Annotated in this window: 15 protein-coding genes and 1 pseudogene; 10 read left to right on the forward strand and 6 right to left on the reverse strand. The window is 71.7% G+C overall.

The window, feature by feature from the left end:
• Positions 1-166 precede the first annotated feature (166 nt).
• The 4 genes from ABT123_RS00800 to ABT123_RS00815 all read right to left on the reverse strand — a co-directional run bounded on the left by ABT123_RS00800 (position 167) and on the right by ABT123_RS00815 (position 3,014).
• Entirely contained in the window at positions 167-532 is a 366-nt protein-coding gene (locus tag ABT123_RS00800) for an iron chaperone (protein WP_351307666.1), read from the reverse strand.
• A 32-nt stretch (positions 533-564) separates the two neighbouring features.
• Complete coding sequence (locus ABT123_RS00805; RefSeq protein WP_351307669.1) at positions 565-1,017, reverse strand: universal stress protein; 453 nt, start codon at positions 1,015-1,017, stop codon at positions 565-567.
• A 228-nt stretch (positions 1,018-1,245) separates the two neighbouring features.
• Complete coding sequence (locus ABT123_RS00810) at positions 1,246-1,932, reverse strand: helix-turn-helix domain-containing protein (RefSeq protein ID WP_351307672.1); 687 nt, start codon at positions 1,930-1,932, stop codon at positions 1,246-1,248.
• Between the two features lie 5 nt (positions 1,933-1,937).
• A complete protein-coding gene (locus ABT123_RS00815) occupies positions 1,938-3,014 on the reverse strand; it encodes a zinc-dependent alcohol dehydrogenase family protein (RefSeq protein ID WP_351307675.1) in 1,077 nt (358 codons plus the stop codon).
• Between the two features lie 124 nt (positions 3,015-3,138).
• Here ABT123_RS00815 and ABT123_RS00820 point away from each other — a divergent pair, with 124 nt between their 5' ends.
• The 5 genes and pseudogenes from ABT123_RS00820 (at position 3,139) to ABT123_RS00840 (ending at position 6,863) form a co-directional block, all read left to right on the forward strand.
• Entirely contained in the window at positions 3,139-3,333 is a 195-nt protein-coding gene (locus tag ABT123_RS00820; protein ID WP_351307678.1) for an MBL fold metallo-hydrolase, read from the forward strand.
• Positions 3,290-3,403 (forward strand): annotated as a pseudogene (locus ABT123_RS00825) (hypothetical protein); the annotation flags it as partial. The gene ABT123_RS00820 and the pseudogene ABT123_RS00825, both read left to right, overlap by 44 nt.
• A 226-nt stretch (positions 3,404-3,629) precedes the next feature.
• Complete coding sequence (locus ABT123_RS00830) at positions 3,630-4,088, forward strand: hypothetical protein (protein ID WP_351308212.1); 459 nt, start codon at positions 3,630-3,632, stop codon at positions 4,086-4,088.
• Positions 4,089-4,439: 351 nt separating this feature from the next.
• Positions 4,440-4,715, forward strand: a complete 276-nt coding sequence (locus ABT123_RS00835) for a hypothetical protein (protein WP_351307681.1) — start codon at positions 4,440-4,442, stop codon at positions 4,713-4,715.
• 675 nt (positions 4,716-5,390) lie between these two features.
• Complete coding sequence (locus ABT123_RS00840; protein WP_351307684.1) at positions 5,391-6,863, forward strand: sialidase family protein; 1,473 nt, start codon at positions 5,391-5,393, stop codon at positions 6,861-6,863.
• Between the two features lie 47 nt (positions 6,864-6,910).
• On the opposite strand, the gene ABT123_RS00845 is transcribed toward ABT123_RS00840, so the two are convergent.
• Positions 6,911-7,231 (reverse strand): hypothetical protein, encoded by a 321-nt coding sequence (locus ABT123_RS00845; RefSeq protein WP_351307687.1) that lies wholly within the window; start codon positions 7,229-7,231, stop codon positions 6,911-6,913.
• Positions 7,232-7,494: 263 nt separating this feature from the next.
• Positions 7,495-8,478: a DUF4344 domain-containing metallopeptidase gene (locus ABT123_RS00850; protein ID WP_351307690.1), complete on the reverse strand. Its 984-nt coding sequence runs from the start codon at positions 8,476-8,478 to the stop codon at positions 7,495-7,497.
• Positions 8,479-8,579: 101 nt separating this feature from the next.
• Here ABT123_RS00850 and ABT123_RS00855 point away from each other — a divergent pair, with 101 nt between their 5' ends.
• From ABT123_RS00855 to ABT123_RS00875, 5 genes are all read left to right on the forward strand, one after another.
• Positions 8,580-8,801: a hypothetical protein gene (locus ABT123_RS00855; protein ID WP_351307693.1), complete on the forward strand. Its 222-nt coding sequence runs from the start codon at positions 8,580-8,582 to the stop codon at positions 8,799-8,801.
• Between the two features lie 21 nt (positions 8,802-8,822).
• Positions 8,823-9,719, forward strand: coding sequence for an oxygenase MpaB family protein (locus ABT123_RS00860; protein ID WP_351307696.1), 897 nt, complete (start codon positions 8,823-8,825; stop codon positions 9,717-9,719).
• A gap of 34 nt (positions 9,720-9,753) precedes the next feature.
• Positions 9,754-11,949, forward strand: a complete 2,196-nt coding sequence (locus ABT123_RS00865; protein WP_351307699.1) for a serine/threonine-protein kinase — start codon at positions 9,754-9,756, stop codon at positions 11,947-11,949.
• Positions 11,950-12,059: 110 nt separating this feature from the next.
• Positions 12,060-13,004 carry a hypothetical protein gene (locus ABT123_RS00870; protein ID WP_351307702.1) on the forward strand — a complete coding sequence of 315 codons (945 nt, stop codon included), beginning with the start codon at positions 12,060-12,062 and terminating at the stop codon, positions 13,002-13,004.
• Positions 13,005-13,043: 39 nt separating this feature from the next.
• Complete coding sequence (locus tag ABT123_RS00875) at positions 13,044-14,645, forward strand: phytoene desaturase family protein (protein WP_351307705.1); 1,602 nt, start codon at positions 13,044-13,046, stop codon at positions 14,643-14,645.
• Positions 14,646-14,677 lie beyond the last annotated feature (32 nt).

Below are 14,677 nucleotides of genomic sequence, written 5' to 3' on the forward strand. Positions count from 1 at the left end.
CCGCTGCTGCTGGTCACCGGCTCGGTAGGTGGCCTCGCCGACCGTGGTGGCCGTCCGTCCAGGCGGCACGCCCGAGGGTGAAACCGGCGATGACTGCCGGCAGGCAGGTCATCGCGAAGGCGGCATGCATACGGGTCCGGGTGCGGTCCGCGAGGACGGGGAAGCGTCAGCAGACCTTGCCGGGGCGGACAGCCGTGGCTTTGAGGAGGTCCCGCAACAGGTCGAAGTCGATGCTCTCCGACCTGCGGAACCGCAGGCAGCCTTTGCCCATGTCCTGCTCGGCCAGCCGTTCCTCGAACGCTTCACGAACGTCACTGCGCATGAGGTAGAAGGAGATGTACTGCTTCTGGCTGGCGAACGCGATCTCACAGGCGCCGTCGCGCTCGTATGCGGGCATCCCGTAGGCCATGACCTCGTCGAAGCCGACCAGCTCTTCACGGCACAGCTGCCGCACCTTGGTCAGCGCCACCCTGCGTTCCTCAGGAACCTCAGTCAGGTAGCCGTCGACGTCGCTTGCCTTGCTCTGCACCATTCCGTGAGGTTATGCCGGATCCACAGCGCCCATCAACGTTCGACGTCTACATCTGCCCGGACGATGGTGATCGGACATGGCGCGTGGAGCGCCGTCTGATGGCTCACCGAACCGAGCAGGGCTCGGCTGAAGCCGCCTCGACCGCGGCTGCCCACGACCAGCATGTCCGCACCGTCTGCCGCATCGACCAAGACGTCGACCGGATTGCCGCGTACAAGCCGCTGGTGCACGGAGGAGGCACTGTCCTCACCGAGAACCGTGCGGACCTCCTCGACCAGACGGCGCTCGGCCTCCTCCTCGTCGAACGTGGCGTCCACCGCCGGAGCCGACCACGAAGCGGCACCGGGTAGGTCCCACGCTGCGACCGCCTCTACTCGCCCGCTCACCAGCCCTGCGTACCGGACCGCCCAGCGCAGCGCGGCCTGGGACGAGGGCGATCCGTCGACGCCCACCACGATCCGCGGAGCCTCTTGCTGCCTGTCCATTCCGCTCATCCTTCCGACGGCTGATACATCCACAGTGTGCGCATTGCGAGCGCCCCGCCACGCGAGCAGGGGGTGGCTGCCGTGTCAGCCCTTGGGGAGGCGGAGCCACCGTTCCTGGCCTGCGGAAATGCGTTCGTGCCGGTCTCCGACGATGCCGCGCTCGGCGAGGTCGAGGGTGCCGCCCGTGGCCCCGAGGTGGATTCCTTCACCGGCCCTGTTCCCGGTCGTTCATGAGTCGTGCACCACGCGACGGCCGGTGATCCGAGCCGGGGTGAGCTTCATCCAGTGGCTGCGCGGGCCCCCGGCCCAGGGCTGGGAGCGGGCCGTGGTGTTGAGGTGGTGAATCTCGTCCGGGTCGGTGACGGCTGCCAGTTCACCCACCGCCAGCACGCTCCAACCGGTGGCGGTCACGTCGTCGATGTTGTCGATCTCGAAGGCGACCTCGGTTCCGGCGGCTCTGGCGGTGATGGCTTCCGCGGCGGTGCGGAAGGCGATGTCGGGACCTGCGATCAGGTAGTTGACGGGGAGGACTGCCGGGCCTTCGGGGGTGAAGGCCCCGATGCGGCCCACGCCGTGGGTGCCCAGCAGCCGTCGGCATTCGGTCTCGTCCAGCGGCACGAGCGCACTGTCACGCCGGGCGGTGGATCGGCCGGCGACACGGTGGGCGCTGGCGCCGGTCAGATCGTCGACGGTCAGGCCGAGTGCGTCGGCCACCCGTACGAGGGTGCCGATGGCCGGGCTGGCGGCGTGCTCCTCCAGGTAGGCGATGTACGTCCCGTCGGCGCCGCACCGCCGGCCCAGTTCGTCGCGGCTCAGACCAAGGGCTTCGCGGCGGGCCGCCAGGCGGCGGCCCAGGTCGGTGCGTCCGGTCACTTCGCCGGACTGCTGGGGATGGGTGCTCGGCGTATTCTTCACGGCACTCACTGCTCCTGGGGCGGTACGGCGACCGTGTCGTGCTGCGGTCCGCCGAGTACGACCTTGAGGGCGCCGGTTTCGCCGGCGTGCGAGAAGACGTCGTACGCCTCTTCCATCTGGTCCAGCTCGAAGCGGTGGGTGACCATCGCGGCCCCGGGGAGGCGACCGGCGGCCATCATGCGCAGCAGCATGGGGGTGGAGTGGGTGTCGACGAGACCGGTGGTGATGGTGACGTCCTTGATCCACAGGTCTTCGAGGTGGAGGACGGCGGGCTTGCCGTGGACACCGATATTGGCGACCCGCCCGCCCGGGCGAACCATCCGGGTGCACATCTCGAATGCCTCGGGCACGCCGACGGCCTCGATGACCACGTCCGCGCCGAGCCCGTCGGTGAGGTCCTCCACCAGCCGCTCGGGCTCCTCGTCCGCGCTCGCGGTCGCATCGGCGCCGAGCTCGCGCGCTGCGGCGAGCCGGGACGCGGCGAGGTCGGCGGCGATGATCCGCCCGGGGCTGTAGAGCTGTGCGGTGGCGATGGCGGCCAGGCCGATGGGGCCGGCGCCGACCACGACGACCGTGTCGCCGGGACGCACGTTGCCGTTGAGCACGCCCACCTCGTAGGAGGTCGGGAAGATGTCGGCAAGCAGTACGGCGTCGTGGCTGGCCAGGGCGCTGGGCAGCGGGTGGACGGAGAGGTCGGCGAAGGGGACGCGTACGTATTCGGCCTGGGTGCCGTCGATGGTGTGGCCCAGGACCCAGCCACCGCCTCCGCGGCACTGTCCGTAGTGTCCTTCGCGGCAGAAGCGGCAACGGCCGCAGGCGGAGATGCAGGAGATCAGTACGCGGTCTCCGGGGCGTACGCTGCGGACGTCGCCGCCGGTTTCGACGACGGTCCCGACGGCTTCGTGGCCCAGGATCCGTCCGGGTGTCACTTCGGGAACGTCGCCCTTGATGATGTGCAGGTCGGTGCCGCAGATGGTGACGGCTTCGACCCGGACGATCGCGTCGGCGGCGTCCTTGATCGAGGGGTCCGGGACGTCCTGCCAGGAGGTCTGTCCGGGCCCGTGGAAGACGAGTGCCTTCATGGCGCGGCCTCTCTCTGCGTGCTGTGCGGGAGGGTGGCACCGTCAGGCTGCGCCCGATTGCTTCCGTCCCGCTTGGGCCGGTCGGCCCCTACCCGGGACCGGTCGGTACCCGGCGGACAGGGCGTTGCGGTGCGACGGTGGAGACCGGCATCCGTCCGCCACCGCCCGCCCGGCCCTGCTGAGGTTCCTCGGCGGAGTGCGGACGGTCACCGGCAGCAAGTTCCTGGTCGAGAGCGACCACGCCCGGATCCTCGTCGACTGCGGACTCTTCCAGGGTGTCGCGGACCTACGGCGCCGCAACTGGGACAAGGCACCGTAACTGGGGCAGGCTACCCTGCGACGCCTCCGACATCCACGCCGTCGTCGTCACTCACGCCCACCTGGACCACTGCGGGTCCCTGCCGCGCCTGGTCCGGCACGGATTCCGCGGACCGATCCTGACCAGCGCCACCACTGCCCGCCTCGCCGAGATCGTGCTCCGCGACAGCGCCCGCCTGCAGACGGAGGTCGCCGAGCCTGCCAACCAGCACGGCTGGTCCAAGCACCGGCCCGCCAAGCCGCTCTACGACCAACCGCCGCCACGACCACGAGAGTGCGCGACGCGAATTCGCCTCGGTGATCACCCGCGCACTGTCCCGGGGCGGGACCGTGGTCATCCCGGCCTTCGCGATCGACCGCACCGAGGTAGTCCTGCACGAACTGGCCGCCCTGCGCGGGGACGGCACCCTGCCCCGCCACGTACCCGTCTACGTTGACAGCCCCATGGCCCTGGCCGCACTGGACGTCTACCGCGACGCCGTACGGGCCCACTCGTGGCCGCGTGCTGCACCACCTCCACCGGATCCTGCCCGCCCCCGCAACGCCGTGGTCATCGTCGGCTTCGCCGCCGCAGGCACCCGCTCCCGAGACCTCGTGGACGGCGCCCGCACGCTCAAGATGTTCGGCGAGTACATCTCCGTACGTGCCGAGGACGGCGAGGAGACCGCCTCCGAAACCCTGCGCGACCGGATCGATGACGAGCTGGGCTGGACGGCTGTCGTACCCAAGTCCGGGGAGGCCGTCCTGGTCCGCTGACCGGGGCCGGACGGCCCCGGCGGTGTGCAGGGGACAGGCCGGGCGGGACGCTGGGCCTGTCCCCCCGGGTGCCCAGGACACGCAGGGGAGAGGGTGCGACGCTGGAGTGAGGGGCCCGCGAGTGGAGGTCAGAGTGCGTCTCATCCGGTAGGCGGCCCCCTCCTTCGGCTTGGCGACCATGTCCCGGTGCGGCTCAATGGATGCGACGCAGCGACGCAGAATCGTGCGGTCGGTCTGTGAGCCCGCCGGCCGGGGGCACCACTCACCGAGCGTCGCCAGGCGGGCTTATGGCGTGGATCCGGCCCGCCGGGACCAGGACCGCGCGACCAACCCGGAAGGCAGGTGCGTCCCATGCGCACGTCGACCCGTATCGCCGGTGCTCTCACCGGCCTGACCCTCACCCTCGGCGGTGCGGTCCTCGCCGCTCCCGCGGTCCGGGCGGACATCCCCGCCTGCACACGGATGGCCGAACAGGCCGGTGCCACCGCTTCCGACTCCGTCGCAGCGGCCTGCAGCCGTGGCGTGGTCGGAGACCTGCAGAGTTGTGTGACCGGGCTGAGCGAGGCCGGAGTGGCGGGCGGTGCCGCGACCGGTGCCTGCCGGGCGGCGGCCCACGAACCGCGTTAGAGGACCGCGCGCGGCGCCCGAACGAAGGCGCCTGAGAGGAGGAAGTCATGCGCATGCGAAGAATCCTGGGCCTCGCCCTGGCCGCGGCAACCCTGGCCGGCATGAGCGCCGTCGGCGCTGTCAGCGCCGGGGCCGCCTCGTCTCCGAACATCTCCAGAGACGAGTGCACGGCCGCCGGCGGACAGGTCGTTTCAAACCCCTACGCCGGCGAATACTGCGCGCTGCCTGACGGGACCAGGCCGAGAATCACTTGACCGGACGGTGCGCCCGGACGCCGACCGTCTCGAAGCCAAGGCCGTCACCGCTTCGAGACGGTCCGCGCCGTCCTGAACGGCCTCGGACATGTCGTCATGTCGTCATACAGTGACCGACGACGTCGTTCGCATGTCCTAGCAGGGACCTACGAGACGGCGCCATAACAGCACGACCAAGGAGCCGACCGGCACGGTGCACCCGCCGGTCGGCTTCGCTGTGCTCCGCTGTGCTCCTTGACGACCCCCGGGCCCCGGGGATGACCGACTCCGTCGTTCGGCCCATCAAGGGCACCGGCTGCAACGCCGAAAAGGACCAAGCGGAGTCGCCCCACCCTCGCGTTCCAGTACGCCTCCGTGCCCCAGGCCGCCCCGATGACGGCGGTCCCGTGCCCCCAGCCGACAGGCCCGGAGGAGATCCTGCATGCGCGTCTTCCTGCCCCTGACCGCCGTCACCACCGCCGCGCTCCTGCTCGTCACGGTCACCGGCGCGACTCCCGCCGCAGCAGACCGGAACCCCGACGGCACACCACTGGTCAAGGTGTCCCAGGGCGACCCGTACGCGGATTGCACCATCGGAGCGAGGTCCCCCGACAGCGTCGTCTATCCGGGCACCGAGGTCGAGCCGTACCTGTCCCTCGATCCGCGCGACTCCAAGCGCGTGGTCACCGTGTTCCAGCAGGACCGCTGGAACGACGGCGGCGCCCGTGGCCTGGTGGCCAGTTGGAGCACGGACGGCCACACCTTCCACCGGAGCACGCTGCCGTTCAGCCTGTGCGCCCCCGGCGGCGCGGACTACGAACGGGCCACCGACCCCTGGGTGAGCACCGGACCCGACGGCACTGTCTACGCGAGCGGCGAGGGCGTCGACTTCATCAAGAGCACGCGCACCGCCCTCCTGGCCGCCACGTCCCGTGACGGCGGCCGGACTTGGCAGAACGTCACCACCACGCACGTCGACGAGCAGCCGTTCTTCAACGACAAGCCCACGCTCACCGCCGACCCGATCCGCAAGGGCACCGCCTACCAGGTCTGGAACCGCCTCGACAACGACCCGCCCGGCCCCAGCTCCCTCGACGGTCCGGGCTACATCTCCCTCACCCGCGACGGCGGCCGTACATGGAGCGAGGCCCGGCGCTTCGTCGACACCAGCACCGTGCCCAACACCCAGACCATCGGCCATCAGATCGTCGTCGACCGGCACACCGGCACCCTGTACGACTTCTTCGACCGGATCACCTACTCCGACGATCTGAGCACGGTCGTCGAAGCCCGCTACGAGGTGGTCACCTCGACCGACGCCGGAGAGACCTGGAGCGCCCCGGTCATCGTGGCCAAGGACACCGCCGTACCGGAGGTCGACCCGAACGACCCCACCAAACTGCTGCGTGCCGGGTCCACCCTGCCCAGCCCGGCCGTCGACCCGAAGACGGGCACGCTCTACATGGCGTACGAGGGCTCGGACTTCTCCGGCGGCAGCTTCAACTCCGTCCAGCTGGTGCGCTCCACCGACGGCGGACGCACCTGGGGAGCCCCGGAGCTGATCAGCCCGGAGGACGTGCCGGCCTTCTCCCCGTCGATCGCGGTCGACGAGCGGGGCACGGTCGCACTCACCTACTACGACCTGCGCTTCCTCGAGCCGGGCGACACCACCACCCTGCCCACCGCCTACCAGCTGGCCACCCTGCCGCACGGGGACCCGAAGCGCCGGACCGAGCGACGCATCTCGCGGATCTTCGACTGGCTGCAGGCACCGTTCGCCGGGGGCTACTTCCTCGGCGACTACCAAGGCCTGGTGGCGGATGGCAAGGGAGTACGGGCGGTGCTCACCGAGACCAACTCCGGCGCACCACAGAACCGTACGGACGTGTACACCGGCAGCTTCAGCACCCGCTGACCGACGCGGACGCCGTCGCCGTCGGCCGGCCCGACCGCCGACGGCGACTACGTCCCGGTGCCTGCCTGTTCGCGGCTGCTGTGGGAATCCAGGGCTGCGACGGTGAAGCAGACGGCAGCTCCGAGGCCCAGGAAGAAGGAGACCGGGTTGACGTAGCCGGGGACCGAGGCGGTGTAGTCGCCGACGTCGTCGGCCTCGCACACGAACCGCAGAGGCACGTAATCCACCCGGTAGCCGGTGATCCCTTCCGCCCGCTGCTCCCAGCCCGGAGTACGGCAGGGAAGAATCGGGACCGAGTTCGTCCCACCGTCCTCTGCCGACATGACCGCGCCGGTGACGTGCAGCAGGCCCCAGGCGTACACGCCCACGGCAATCGCCGCCCCTGCGAAGCCGGCAGTCCTCAGCCGAGCCTTGGTGTCGGCACGCCGCGGCCCGCCGGCCCGAGCCAGAACACGAACGGCCCGACCGGCGAAGACGAGCGGAAGGATCAGACCGGCCGGGACGAGAAGCAACAAGAAGTACGCCACCACCCGACTCCAGCAGCACAGTGAGAGCGAGCGCTGTGCCGGAACCCACACCTCCTGCAACAACTTCGCAACTGTTCAACGCGTGGGGCCGGGTGGGGCCGGACTCATTGCCTGGTGCGGAGCTCGTCGAGCTGCTTCTCGAAGGCCTTCGTCTCCGCGATCAGCCGGGCGTGTGCCTTCTCCTGCGCCTTGTCGCCCTGATCCTTGAACGCCGCGGCGAAATGCGGCTGGAGTTGGGTCCACCAGCCGTAGTCCAGCATCGCCCAGGCCTGCGGACACAACGGGGCGCGGGTCTTCGGCAGGTAGCCCGCATCGACCAGGGGGCCGTGGAACCTCTTGGGGTCGCTCCCCTCGAGGTAGCAGAGGAAGTTGAAGACCCGTTGCTGGGTGACGGGGTGATCGCTCGCCAGCCCCTCCAGAGTCAGCTTGCCCTCCTCGCGGGCGATCGCGTCGAAGAGGATCGCGGCTGCCAGCGACGGACCCGGTCCCACTCCGTTGACGGTGGAGAACGACGCGAACCCGTCGGCGGCGTCCTCCTCGAGGCCGAGGTTCGGCAGCAGGAACTGACGCTGCAGGGCATGGCCCAGCTCGTGGCCGAAGATGAACTGGGTCGACAGCGCGGTCAGGTCGTCGGCGTTGAACTCGGCCGCGGGGACCAGGGCGGGACGCTCGACGGTCTTGACCACCTTGCCGAGGACCGTTTGGACCTGGGTCAGGAACGCCGGGGGCACATAGATCGTCCTGCCGTCGGGCTGGGTGACCGCATCCGTCACCCCCGGGGGGACCTTGTCGGTGACCTTCACGACCAGGTCGTGCGGGAGGGTGACCGACGTGTTCACCCAGTCGGCGGCCTGCTCGAGCACGCGGGACTGCCGGACCACCGATACGGCGTGGCGGTCCTTCGGCTTGATCGTGTCGTCCTCGTAGACGACCGTCACCTGCCCGCCCGCGTCAGCCTTGCCGCCGCCGCCGCCGCCGCCGCCGCCGCCGCCGCCGTCGTCGTCGCCGCTGCCGCCGCACGCGACGACGGCGAACCCGGCGACGAGCAGTGCCCCCGCCCTGGTCAGCTCCTTAATAAATCGGTTCATAGTGGTTTATGTTCCACGGGTGACCCCCCGTTACCACATGTTCATTCGGTCAATGGGCAGGGGGAGAGCGAGCGAGTGAGTGACTGAACGAGGAGCGGAACGTGAGCGGTAGGTCCGTGCGGATGACCGGCCGGTGGGTGGCAACGGTCGGCATCGCCGTCGTCATGGCTGCGGGACTCCCGGCGGGGGCGGCGCAGGCCGACGACATCACCATCATCCATGCGCCCGGCCTCGCGCTGATCAACCACCTGGAGCTCGACGACCCGATGGAGGACGTCCTCGAACACACCCTGAACTTCGGCAACGGCCCCAAGGGGGACTGAACCTCCTCGTACGATGGACCGATGGGGACTGCGAGCCGAGCCGGCGCCGATCCCGGCCTGTACGGGCCGGCGTCCGTGACCTGGCAGTGCCACGGCGATCCGATGATGTGGATTGCCGGAGTCCGCGCGCTCTACCTCCAGGCCCTGCACCCCCGGGCCGTCCGCGGAGTGATGGCCAACAGCGACTTCCGGCAGGACACCTGGGGCCGGCTGCTGCGCACCGCCGATTTCGTGGGCACCCTCACCTACGGCACCACCGAAGCCGCCGAACGGGCCGGAGCCAGGGTCCGGAAGATCCACCGGACCCTGTCCGCCACCGATCCGGCCACCGGCGCCGCCTTCCCGCTCGACGACCCCGAACTCCTCCTCTGGGTCCACTGCGCGCAGATCGACTCCTTCCTGCACGTCCTGCGCCGCTCCGGTGTCCCCCTCACCCCCGCCCAGGCCGACCGCTACGTCGACGAGAACCGGGTCAACGCCCGACTGGTCGGCCTCGACCCCGCCGAGGTGCCGGCCACCGTCGCCGAGCTGGCCGGGTACTTCGAGCGGGTCCGCCCGCTGCTCACCGCCGGAGCCGATGCCGCCGACGTCGACGCCTTCCTGCGTCGGCCGCCCGTACACCCCCTCCTCGTGCCCGTCCGGGCCGTGCTGTGGCGGCCCCTCGCGGCCCTCGCGTACGGATCCCTGCCCGCGTACGCGCACCAGCTGTACGGACGGCCCGCACTCGCCCCGCGCAGCGTCACCCGCCGCTTGCGTCTCACCGGGCGCCTGCTGCGCACCATTCCCGCAGGTCTGCGCTGGCAGCTGCCCCCAGGTCACATCTTGAAAGCGATGCGTCGCCTGGGCTCCACCAGCCGCCCCTCGACGTACACACTGCGTAGATCGGCGGCCATACTGGACGGGCCGGGGAGGGCATGAGCGCACAGCACGACAACGGGGGCGGCACCAGGAGATGGCGGAGAGCAGACTGATCCATGGCCGGTACCGGTCACTCGACCTGATCGGCCGGGGCGGTATGGGCGAGGTGTGGCGGGCCCGCGACGAGTCGCTCGGCCGTCACGTCGCGGTCAAATGCCTCAAGCCGCTCGGTCCGGAACAGGATGCTCATTTCACTCAGGTGCTGCGGGAACGCTTCCGGCGCGAGGCGCGGGTGGCGGCCTCGCTCCAGCACCGCGGTGTCACCGTGGTCCACGACTTCGGTGACGAAAGCGCCTCCGGCGGCATGCTCTTCCTCGTCATGGAGCTGCTGGAGGGGCGCAACCTCAGCCAGCTGATGGAGGACAACGGCCGCCGGCCGCTGCCGGTGGACGTGGTCGTCGACATCGCCGAGCAGGTCGCCGCCGCCCTCGCCTACACCCACGAGCAGGGTGTGGTGCACCGGGACCTCAAGCCCGCCAACATCATGCGGCTGACCGACGGCACCGTGAAGATCTGCGACTTCGGCATCGCCCGCCTCGCCCACGACATCGGTTTCACCGCCAAGCTCACCGGCGGCGGCATGGCCATGGGCACCCCGCACTACATGTCGCCCGAGCAGATCGCGGGCGGCGAGGTCGACCACAGCAGTGACCTCTACTCGCTGGGCTGTGTGCTGTACGAGATCGCCACCGGCGCCCCGCCGTTCGACCTCGGCGACTCCTGGTCCGTCCTGGTCGGCCACCGCGACACCCCGCCGGTGCCGCCGCGCGTGCACCGGCCCGAGCTGCCCGAGCACTTCGAGCGGGTGGTGCTGGACCTGCTCGCCAAGCGGCCGGAGGACCGGCCCGCCAGCGCCCGGCGGCTGCACACCCGGCTGGCGGAGGCCCGCCGGGGCTCCCGCGCCGCGGCTGCGCCCGCCGCCGCCCTGCCGGCCTGGGCCCATGGGATGACCGCCGGCCGCAAGGCGGGCCTCGAGGCACGCCCGGCCAGCGGCGCGTGGGCGGTACTGACCGGCTCCTGGACCGCCGCCCTCCCGAGCCCGAGCCCGGCCCCTGCTCCGTCTCCGGTCCCCGGCGAAGGTCCCGGCCCGAGTTCCGGCCCAAGCCCCGGCGCCGGTACCGCACGCCCCGACGCAGCCGAGGACCCGCGCCTCACCGCGCCGTACGGAGTGTCCCGCGCCCTCGGACCCGGCCACCCCGACGCCCTCACCGCCCGGTACGAGGCCGCCGCCGCCCTCAGCCGGGCCGGCCGCCCCGCCGAGGCGCTGACCGAGTACCGGGAGGTCGCCGAGATCCGTGACCGGGTCCTCGGCCCGGACCACCCCGACAGCCTGGCCGTGCGCCAGGAGATCGCGTACGTACTGGGCCAGCTCGGCCGCTACCAGCAGGCCCACGACGTGTACGCGGGCGTGCTCGCGGCCCGCGAGCGGAGCTCGGGCGCCGAGCACCCCGACACCCTGCTCTGCCACCACAACCTGGTCTGCACCCTCGGGTGGCTCGGCCGGCACGCCGATGCCCACCGGGCCGCCGGCGCGGTGGCCGAGGCTCGCGCCCGGGTGCTCGGCGCCGACCACCCGGACACCCTGCTCACCCGCTACGAGGAGGCCTACGCCCTGGGCCAGCTCGGCCGCTGGGAGGAGGCCCTGGACGGGTACCGCCAGGTTGCCTCCGCCCGCGAACGCAGCCTGGGCCGCGACCACCCCGACACCCTCGCCGCCCGCTACGAGGTCGGCATAGCGCTGGGCCGGCTCGGCCGCGGCCCCGAAGCCCTCGACCTGTACCGGTCGCTGGTCCGCGACCGCACCCGCGCCTACGGCGCCGCCGACCCCGAAACCCTGCGCGCCCGCCACGTCCTCGGCGTCAACCTGGGCCGGCTCGCCCGCTGGGAGGAGGCCCTGGCCGAGGCCCGGGAGGTCGGGGAGCTGCGCGCCAAGGTGCTCGGCGCCGGACATCCCGACACCCTGGTGAGCCGCCGCGAGGTCGCGGTCGGCCTGGGCTGGCTCGGGCGCTGGGAGGAGGCGCTGCCGCTGTACCGGGAGGTCGCCGGGGTGCGGGACCGCGCGCTGGGCGTCGATCACCCGGACACCCTGGACGCGCTGGGCGACGAGGCGTACTGCCTGGAACGGCTGGGCCGGGACGCGGAGGCCGCAGTGCTGCGGGCCCGGATCGCGGACCTGCGCGGCCAGGGCTTCGCCTACGGCAGCGCGCTCCCGCCGGTCGTGGGGGCGTAGCTCCTGGCCGGGCGCGGGCACCGGTCACCTGAGTATCCGTACTCAGGCGTGCCACGGTCCGGGGGACCACGATGGGCCACCGGGGTATCTCACCGAGGGGGATGGTCGGCATGGGTGTGACGGTCGGCATGGATGTGACGGCGGCACCGCGCGGCCGGGCGGCGCTCAGGCCGTTGATCCGGCCCGCCGGTGTGGGAGCTCTGCTGGGCGCCGGGTGGCTGCTGGTGCTCCTCCTGCCCTGGGAATCCGACGACCACTGCCGGAGCGAGGAGCCCTGGGGATGCCTGGGCTTCGGTCTCCTGCTGCTCGGGGCCGTACCGCTCGCCGGAGCCCTGCTCGGGTGGGTGCTGCTGCGTGCGGCAGGCGTGCGCCCTGCCTGGCGGGTGGCGGGCCTGGGCACGCTGTTGGGAGTGCTGGCCGCCGTCCTGTCCTCCCGGGCGTCGGGCGGGTTCCTCTGGGGGCCTCTCGCGTTGCCGCTCGTGCTGGGCGCGGTGTACGCAGTTGCAGCGGCCGTGGTGCTTCCGGGTGCGGGATCCCTCCGGCGCTGGGGGGTGCTGGCCGCCGTCCTCCTGCTGCTGTGGCCGTTGTCGGGCGTGCTCGGCACCCACAGCGTGTCCGAGGGCAAGGCCCGGGAACTGGCTGCCTCCCGCGTCCCGTTGCTGGCTCCAGACACGGACGGCTACCGGATCCTCTTCCCGTCGGCCGAGCAGTACAGCAGCACGTTCCGCTATCTGCTGCTGCCGCCGTCGGTGCCGCCCGGTGCCGCCGACCGGGAACAGCGCGGTGTCTGGGTGACCGTCGCACCGCCGGTTCCCGGATTCTCACCACCGGGTGCCTGCGAGATCGACACGAGCTCCGGCCGCGTCGATGCCGGCCCGTGCGAACAGGTCGCCCCCGAGACCTGGCGCTCGTCCAGGCACGGCAACACCACGTACATCGCCCGCCGCGAGGGCGTCATCGTGAGCCTCTCCACCCGTGGCCCCCGCGTTCCCGACAGTGACCTGCTGGCCATGGCCGGCTCGCTCGCGGTACGCACCCCCGGCTTCTTCTCCTAAGACCTGGCCCGGCGGCCGTGACCGTGTTACCAAGAGGCCATGACGAACTGGAGTGCAGGCCGGGCCCGGGGATTCGCGCAGGACGTGTACGACGCCGTCATCGTCGGCGGTGGCCACAACGGTCTGGTCGCGGCTGCCTATCTGGCCCGGGCCGGCCGGTCCGTCCTGGTCCTTGAACGGCTCGGGCACACCGGCGGCGCCGCCGTCTCCACCCGCCCGTTCCCGGGCGTGGACGCGCGGCTGTCCCGCTACTCCTACCTGGTCTCGCTGCTGCCGGCGAAGATCGTACGGGAGCTGAAGCTGCGGTTCGCGGTCCGCAAGCGCACGGTCGCCTCGTACACCCCCGCCGTCCGGGACGGGCGGCCCACCGGCCTGCTGGTCGGCGGCGGCGAAGCCCGGACCAGGGAGTCCTTCGTACGGCTGACCGGTTCGGACCGGGAGTACGAGCGGTGGCGGGCCTTCTATGCGATGACCGCGCGGGTCGCCGAACAGGTCTTCCCCACGCTCACCGAACCCCTGCCCAGCCGGGCCGCCCTGCGGGAGCGGATCGGGGACGAGACGGCCTGGCGCACCCTGTTCGAGGAGCCACTCGGACGGACCATCGAGGAGCGGTTCACCGACGACCTGGTCCGGGGCGTGGTGCTCACGGACGGCCTGATCGGCACCTTCGCCGACGCCCACGACCCCTCGCTGGCCCAGAACCGCTGCTTCCTCTACCACGTGATCGGGGGCGGCACCGGCGACTGGGACGTGCCGGTCGGCGGCATGGGGGCGCTGACCGACGCGCTGGCCGAGGCCGCCCGGTCGGCCGGCGCCGAGATCGTCACCGGCCACGAGGCCCTGCGGATCGACACCGACGGGGTCACCGCCGCCGAGGTGACCTTCCGTACGGCGGGCGGGGAGGGCCGGGTGACCGGGCGGCGGGTGCTGGTGAACGCCTCGCCCCGGGACCTCGCCGGACTGCTGGGCACCGCACCGCCGCGGCCTGCCGAGGGCGCCCAGCTGAAGGTCAATATGCTGCTGCGCCGGCTGCCCCGGCTGAAGGACACCTCGGTCGACCCGCGCGAGGCCTTCGCGGGCACCTTCCACATCGGCGAGGGGTACGCCGAACTCGCCCGGGCCTACGGCGAGGCGGCGTCCGGGGAACTGCCCTCCGCGCCGCCGTCGGAGATCTACTGCCACTCGCTGACCGATCCGGGGATCCTGGCACCGGACCTGGTGGAGCAGGGCTACCAGACGCTCACCCTGTTCGGACTGCACACCCCGGCCAGGCTGTTCGGGAAGCACGCCGGGGGAGCGGCGGAGGCGAAGGAGATCCTGCTGGCGGCCACGCTGGCACAGCTCGACGCGCACCTGGCCGAGCCGATCGCGGACTGCCTGGCCGAGGACGCCGACGGCCGGCCCTGCATCGAGGCGAAGACCCCGCTGGACCTGGAGCGCGAACTGCGGCTGCCCGGCGGGAACATCTTCCACCGGGACCTGTCCTGGCCGTACCGGGACGAGGAGGAGCAGGACACCGGCCGGTGGGGAGTGGAGACCGAGCACTCCACGGTGCTGCTCTGCGGGGCGGGCGCGGTGCGCGGCGGCGGGGTCAGCGGGATCCCCGGGCACAATGCGGCGATGGCAGTACTGGGGCGGTAGGCCGCGTCGGCGGGCCGCCGGGCCGACTACGA

The organism is Streptomyces sp. NPDC002054 (assembly GCF_040296685.1).
GTDB lineage: Bacteria > Actinomycetota > Actinomycetes > Streptomycetales > Streptomycetaceae > Streptomyces.

What these genes read in the sequence shown, in the direction of transcription:
- ABT123_RS00805 (WP_351307669.1), bottom strand. Translation starts at nt 1,017, where the DNA reads ATGGACAGGCAGCAAGAGGCTCCGCGGATCGTGGTGGGCGTCGACGGA.
- ABT123_RS00870 (WP_351307702.1), top strand. Translation starts at nt 12,060, where the DNA reads ATGGGTGTGACGGTCGGCATGGATGTGACGGCGGCACCGCGCGGCCGG.
- ABT123_RS00835 (WP_351307681.1), top strand. Translation starts at nt 4,440, where the DNA reads ATGCGCACGTCGACCCGTATCGCCGGTGCTCTCACCGGCCTGACCCTC.
- ABT123_RS00815 (WP_351307675.1), bottom strand. Translation starts at nt 3,014, where the DNA reads ATGAAGGCACTCGTCTTCCACGGGCCCGGACAGACCTCCTGGCAGGAC.
- ABT123_RS00865 (WP_351307699.1), top strand. Translation starts at nt 9,754, where the DNA reads ATGGCGGAGAGCAGACTGATCCATGGCCGGTACCGGTCACTCGACCTG.
- ABT123_RS00800 (WP_351307666.1), bottom strand. Translation starts at nt 532, where the DNA reads ATGGTGCAGAGCAAGGCAAGCGACGTCGACGGCTACCTGACTGAGGTT.
- ABT123_RS00850 (WP_351307690.1), bottom strand. Translation starts at nt 8,478, where the DNA reads ATGAACCGATTTATTAAGGAGCTGACCAGGGCGGGGGCACTGCTCGTC.
- ABT123_RS00875 (WP_351307705.1), top strand. Translation starts at nt 13,044, where the DNA reads ATGACGAACTGGAGTGCAGGCCGGGCCCGGGGATTCGCGCAGGACGTG.
- ABT123_RS00860 (WP_351307696.1), top strand. Translation starts at nt 8,823, where the DNA reads ATGGGGACTGCGAGCCGAGCCGGCGCCGATCCCGGCCTGTACGGGCCG.
- ABT123_RS00840 (WP_351307684.1), top strand. Translation starts at nt 5,391, where the DNA reads ATGCGCGTCTTCCTGCCCCTGACCGCCGTCACCACCGCCGCGCTCCTG.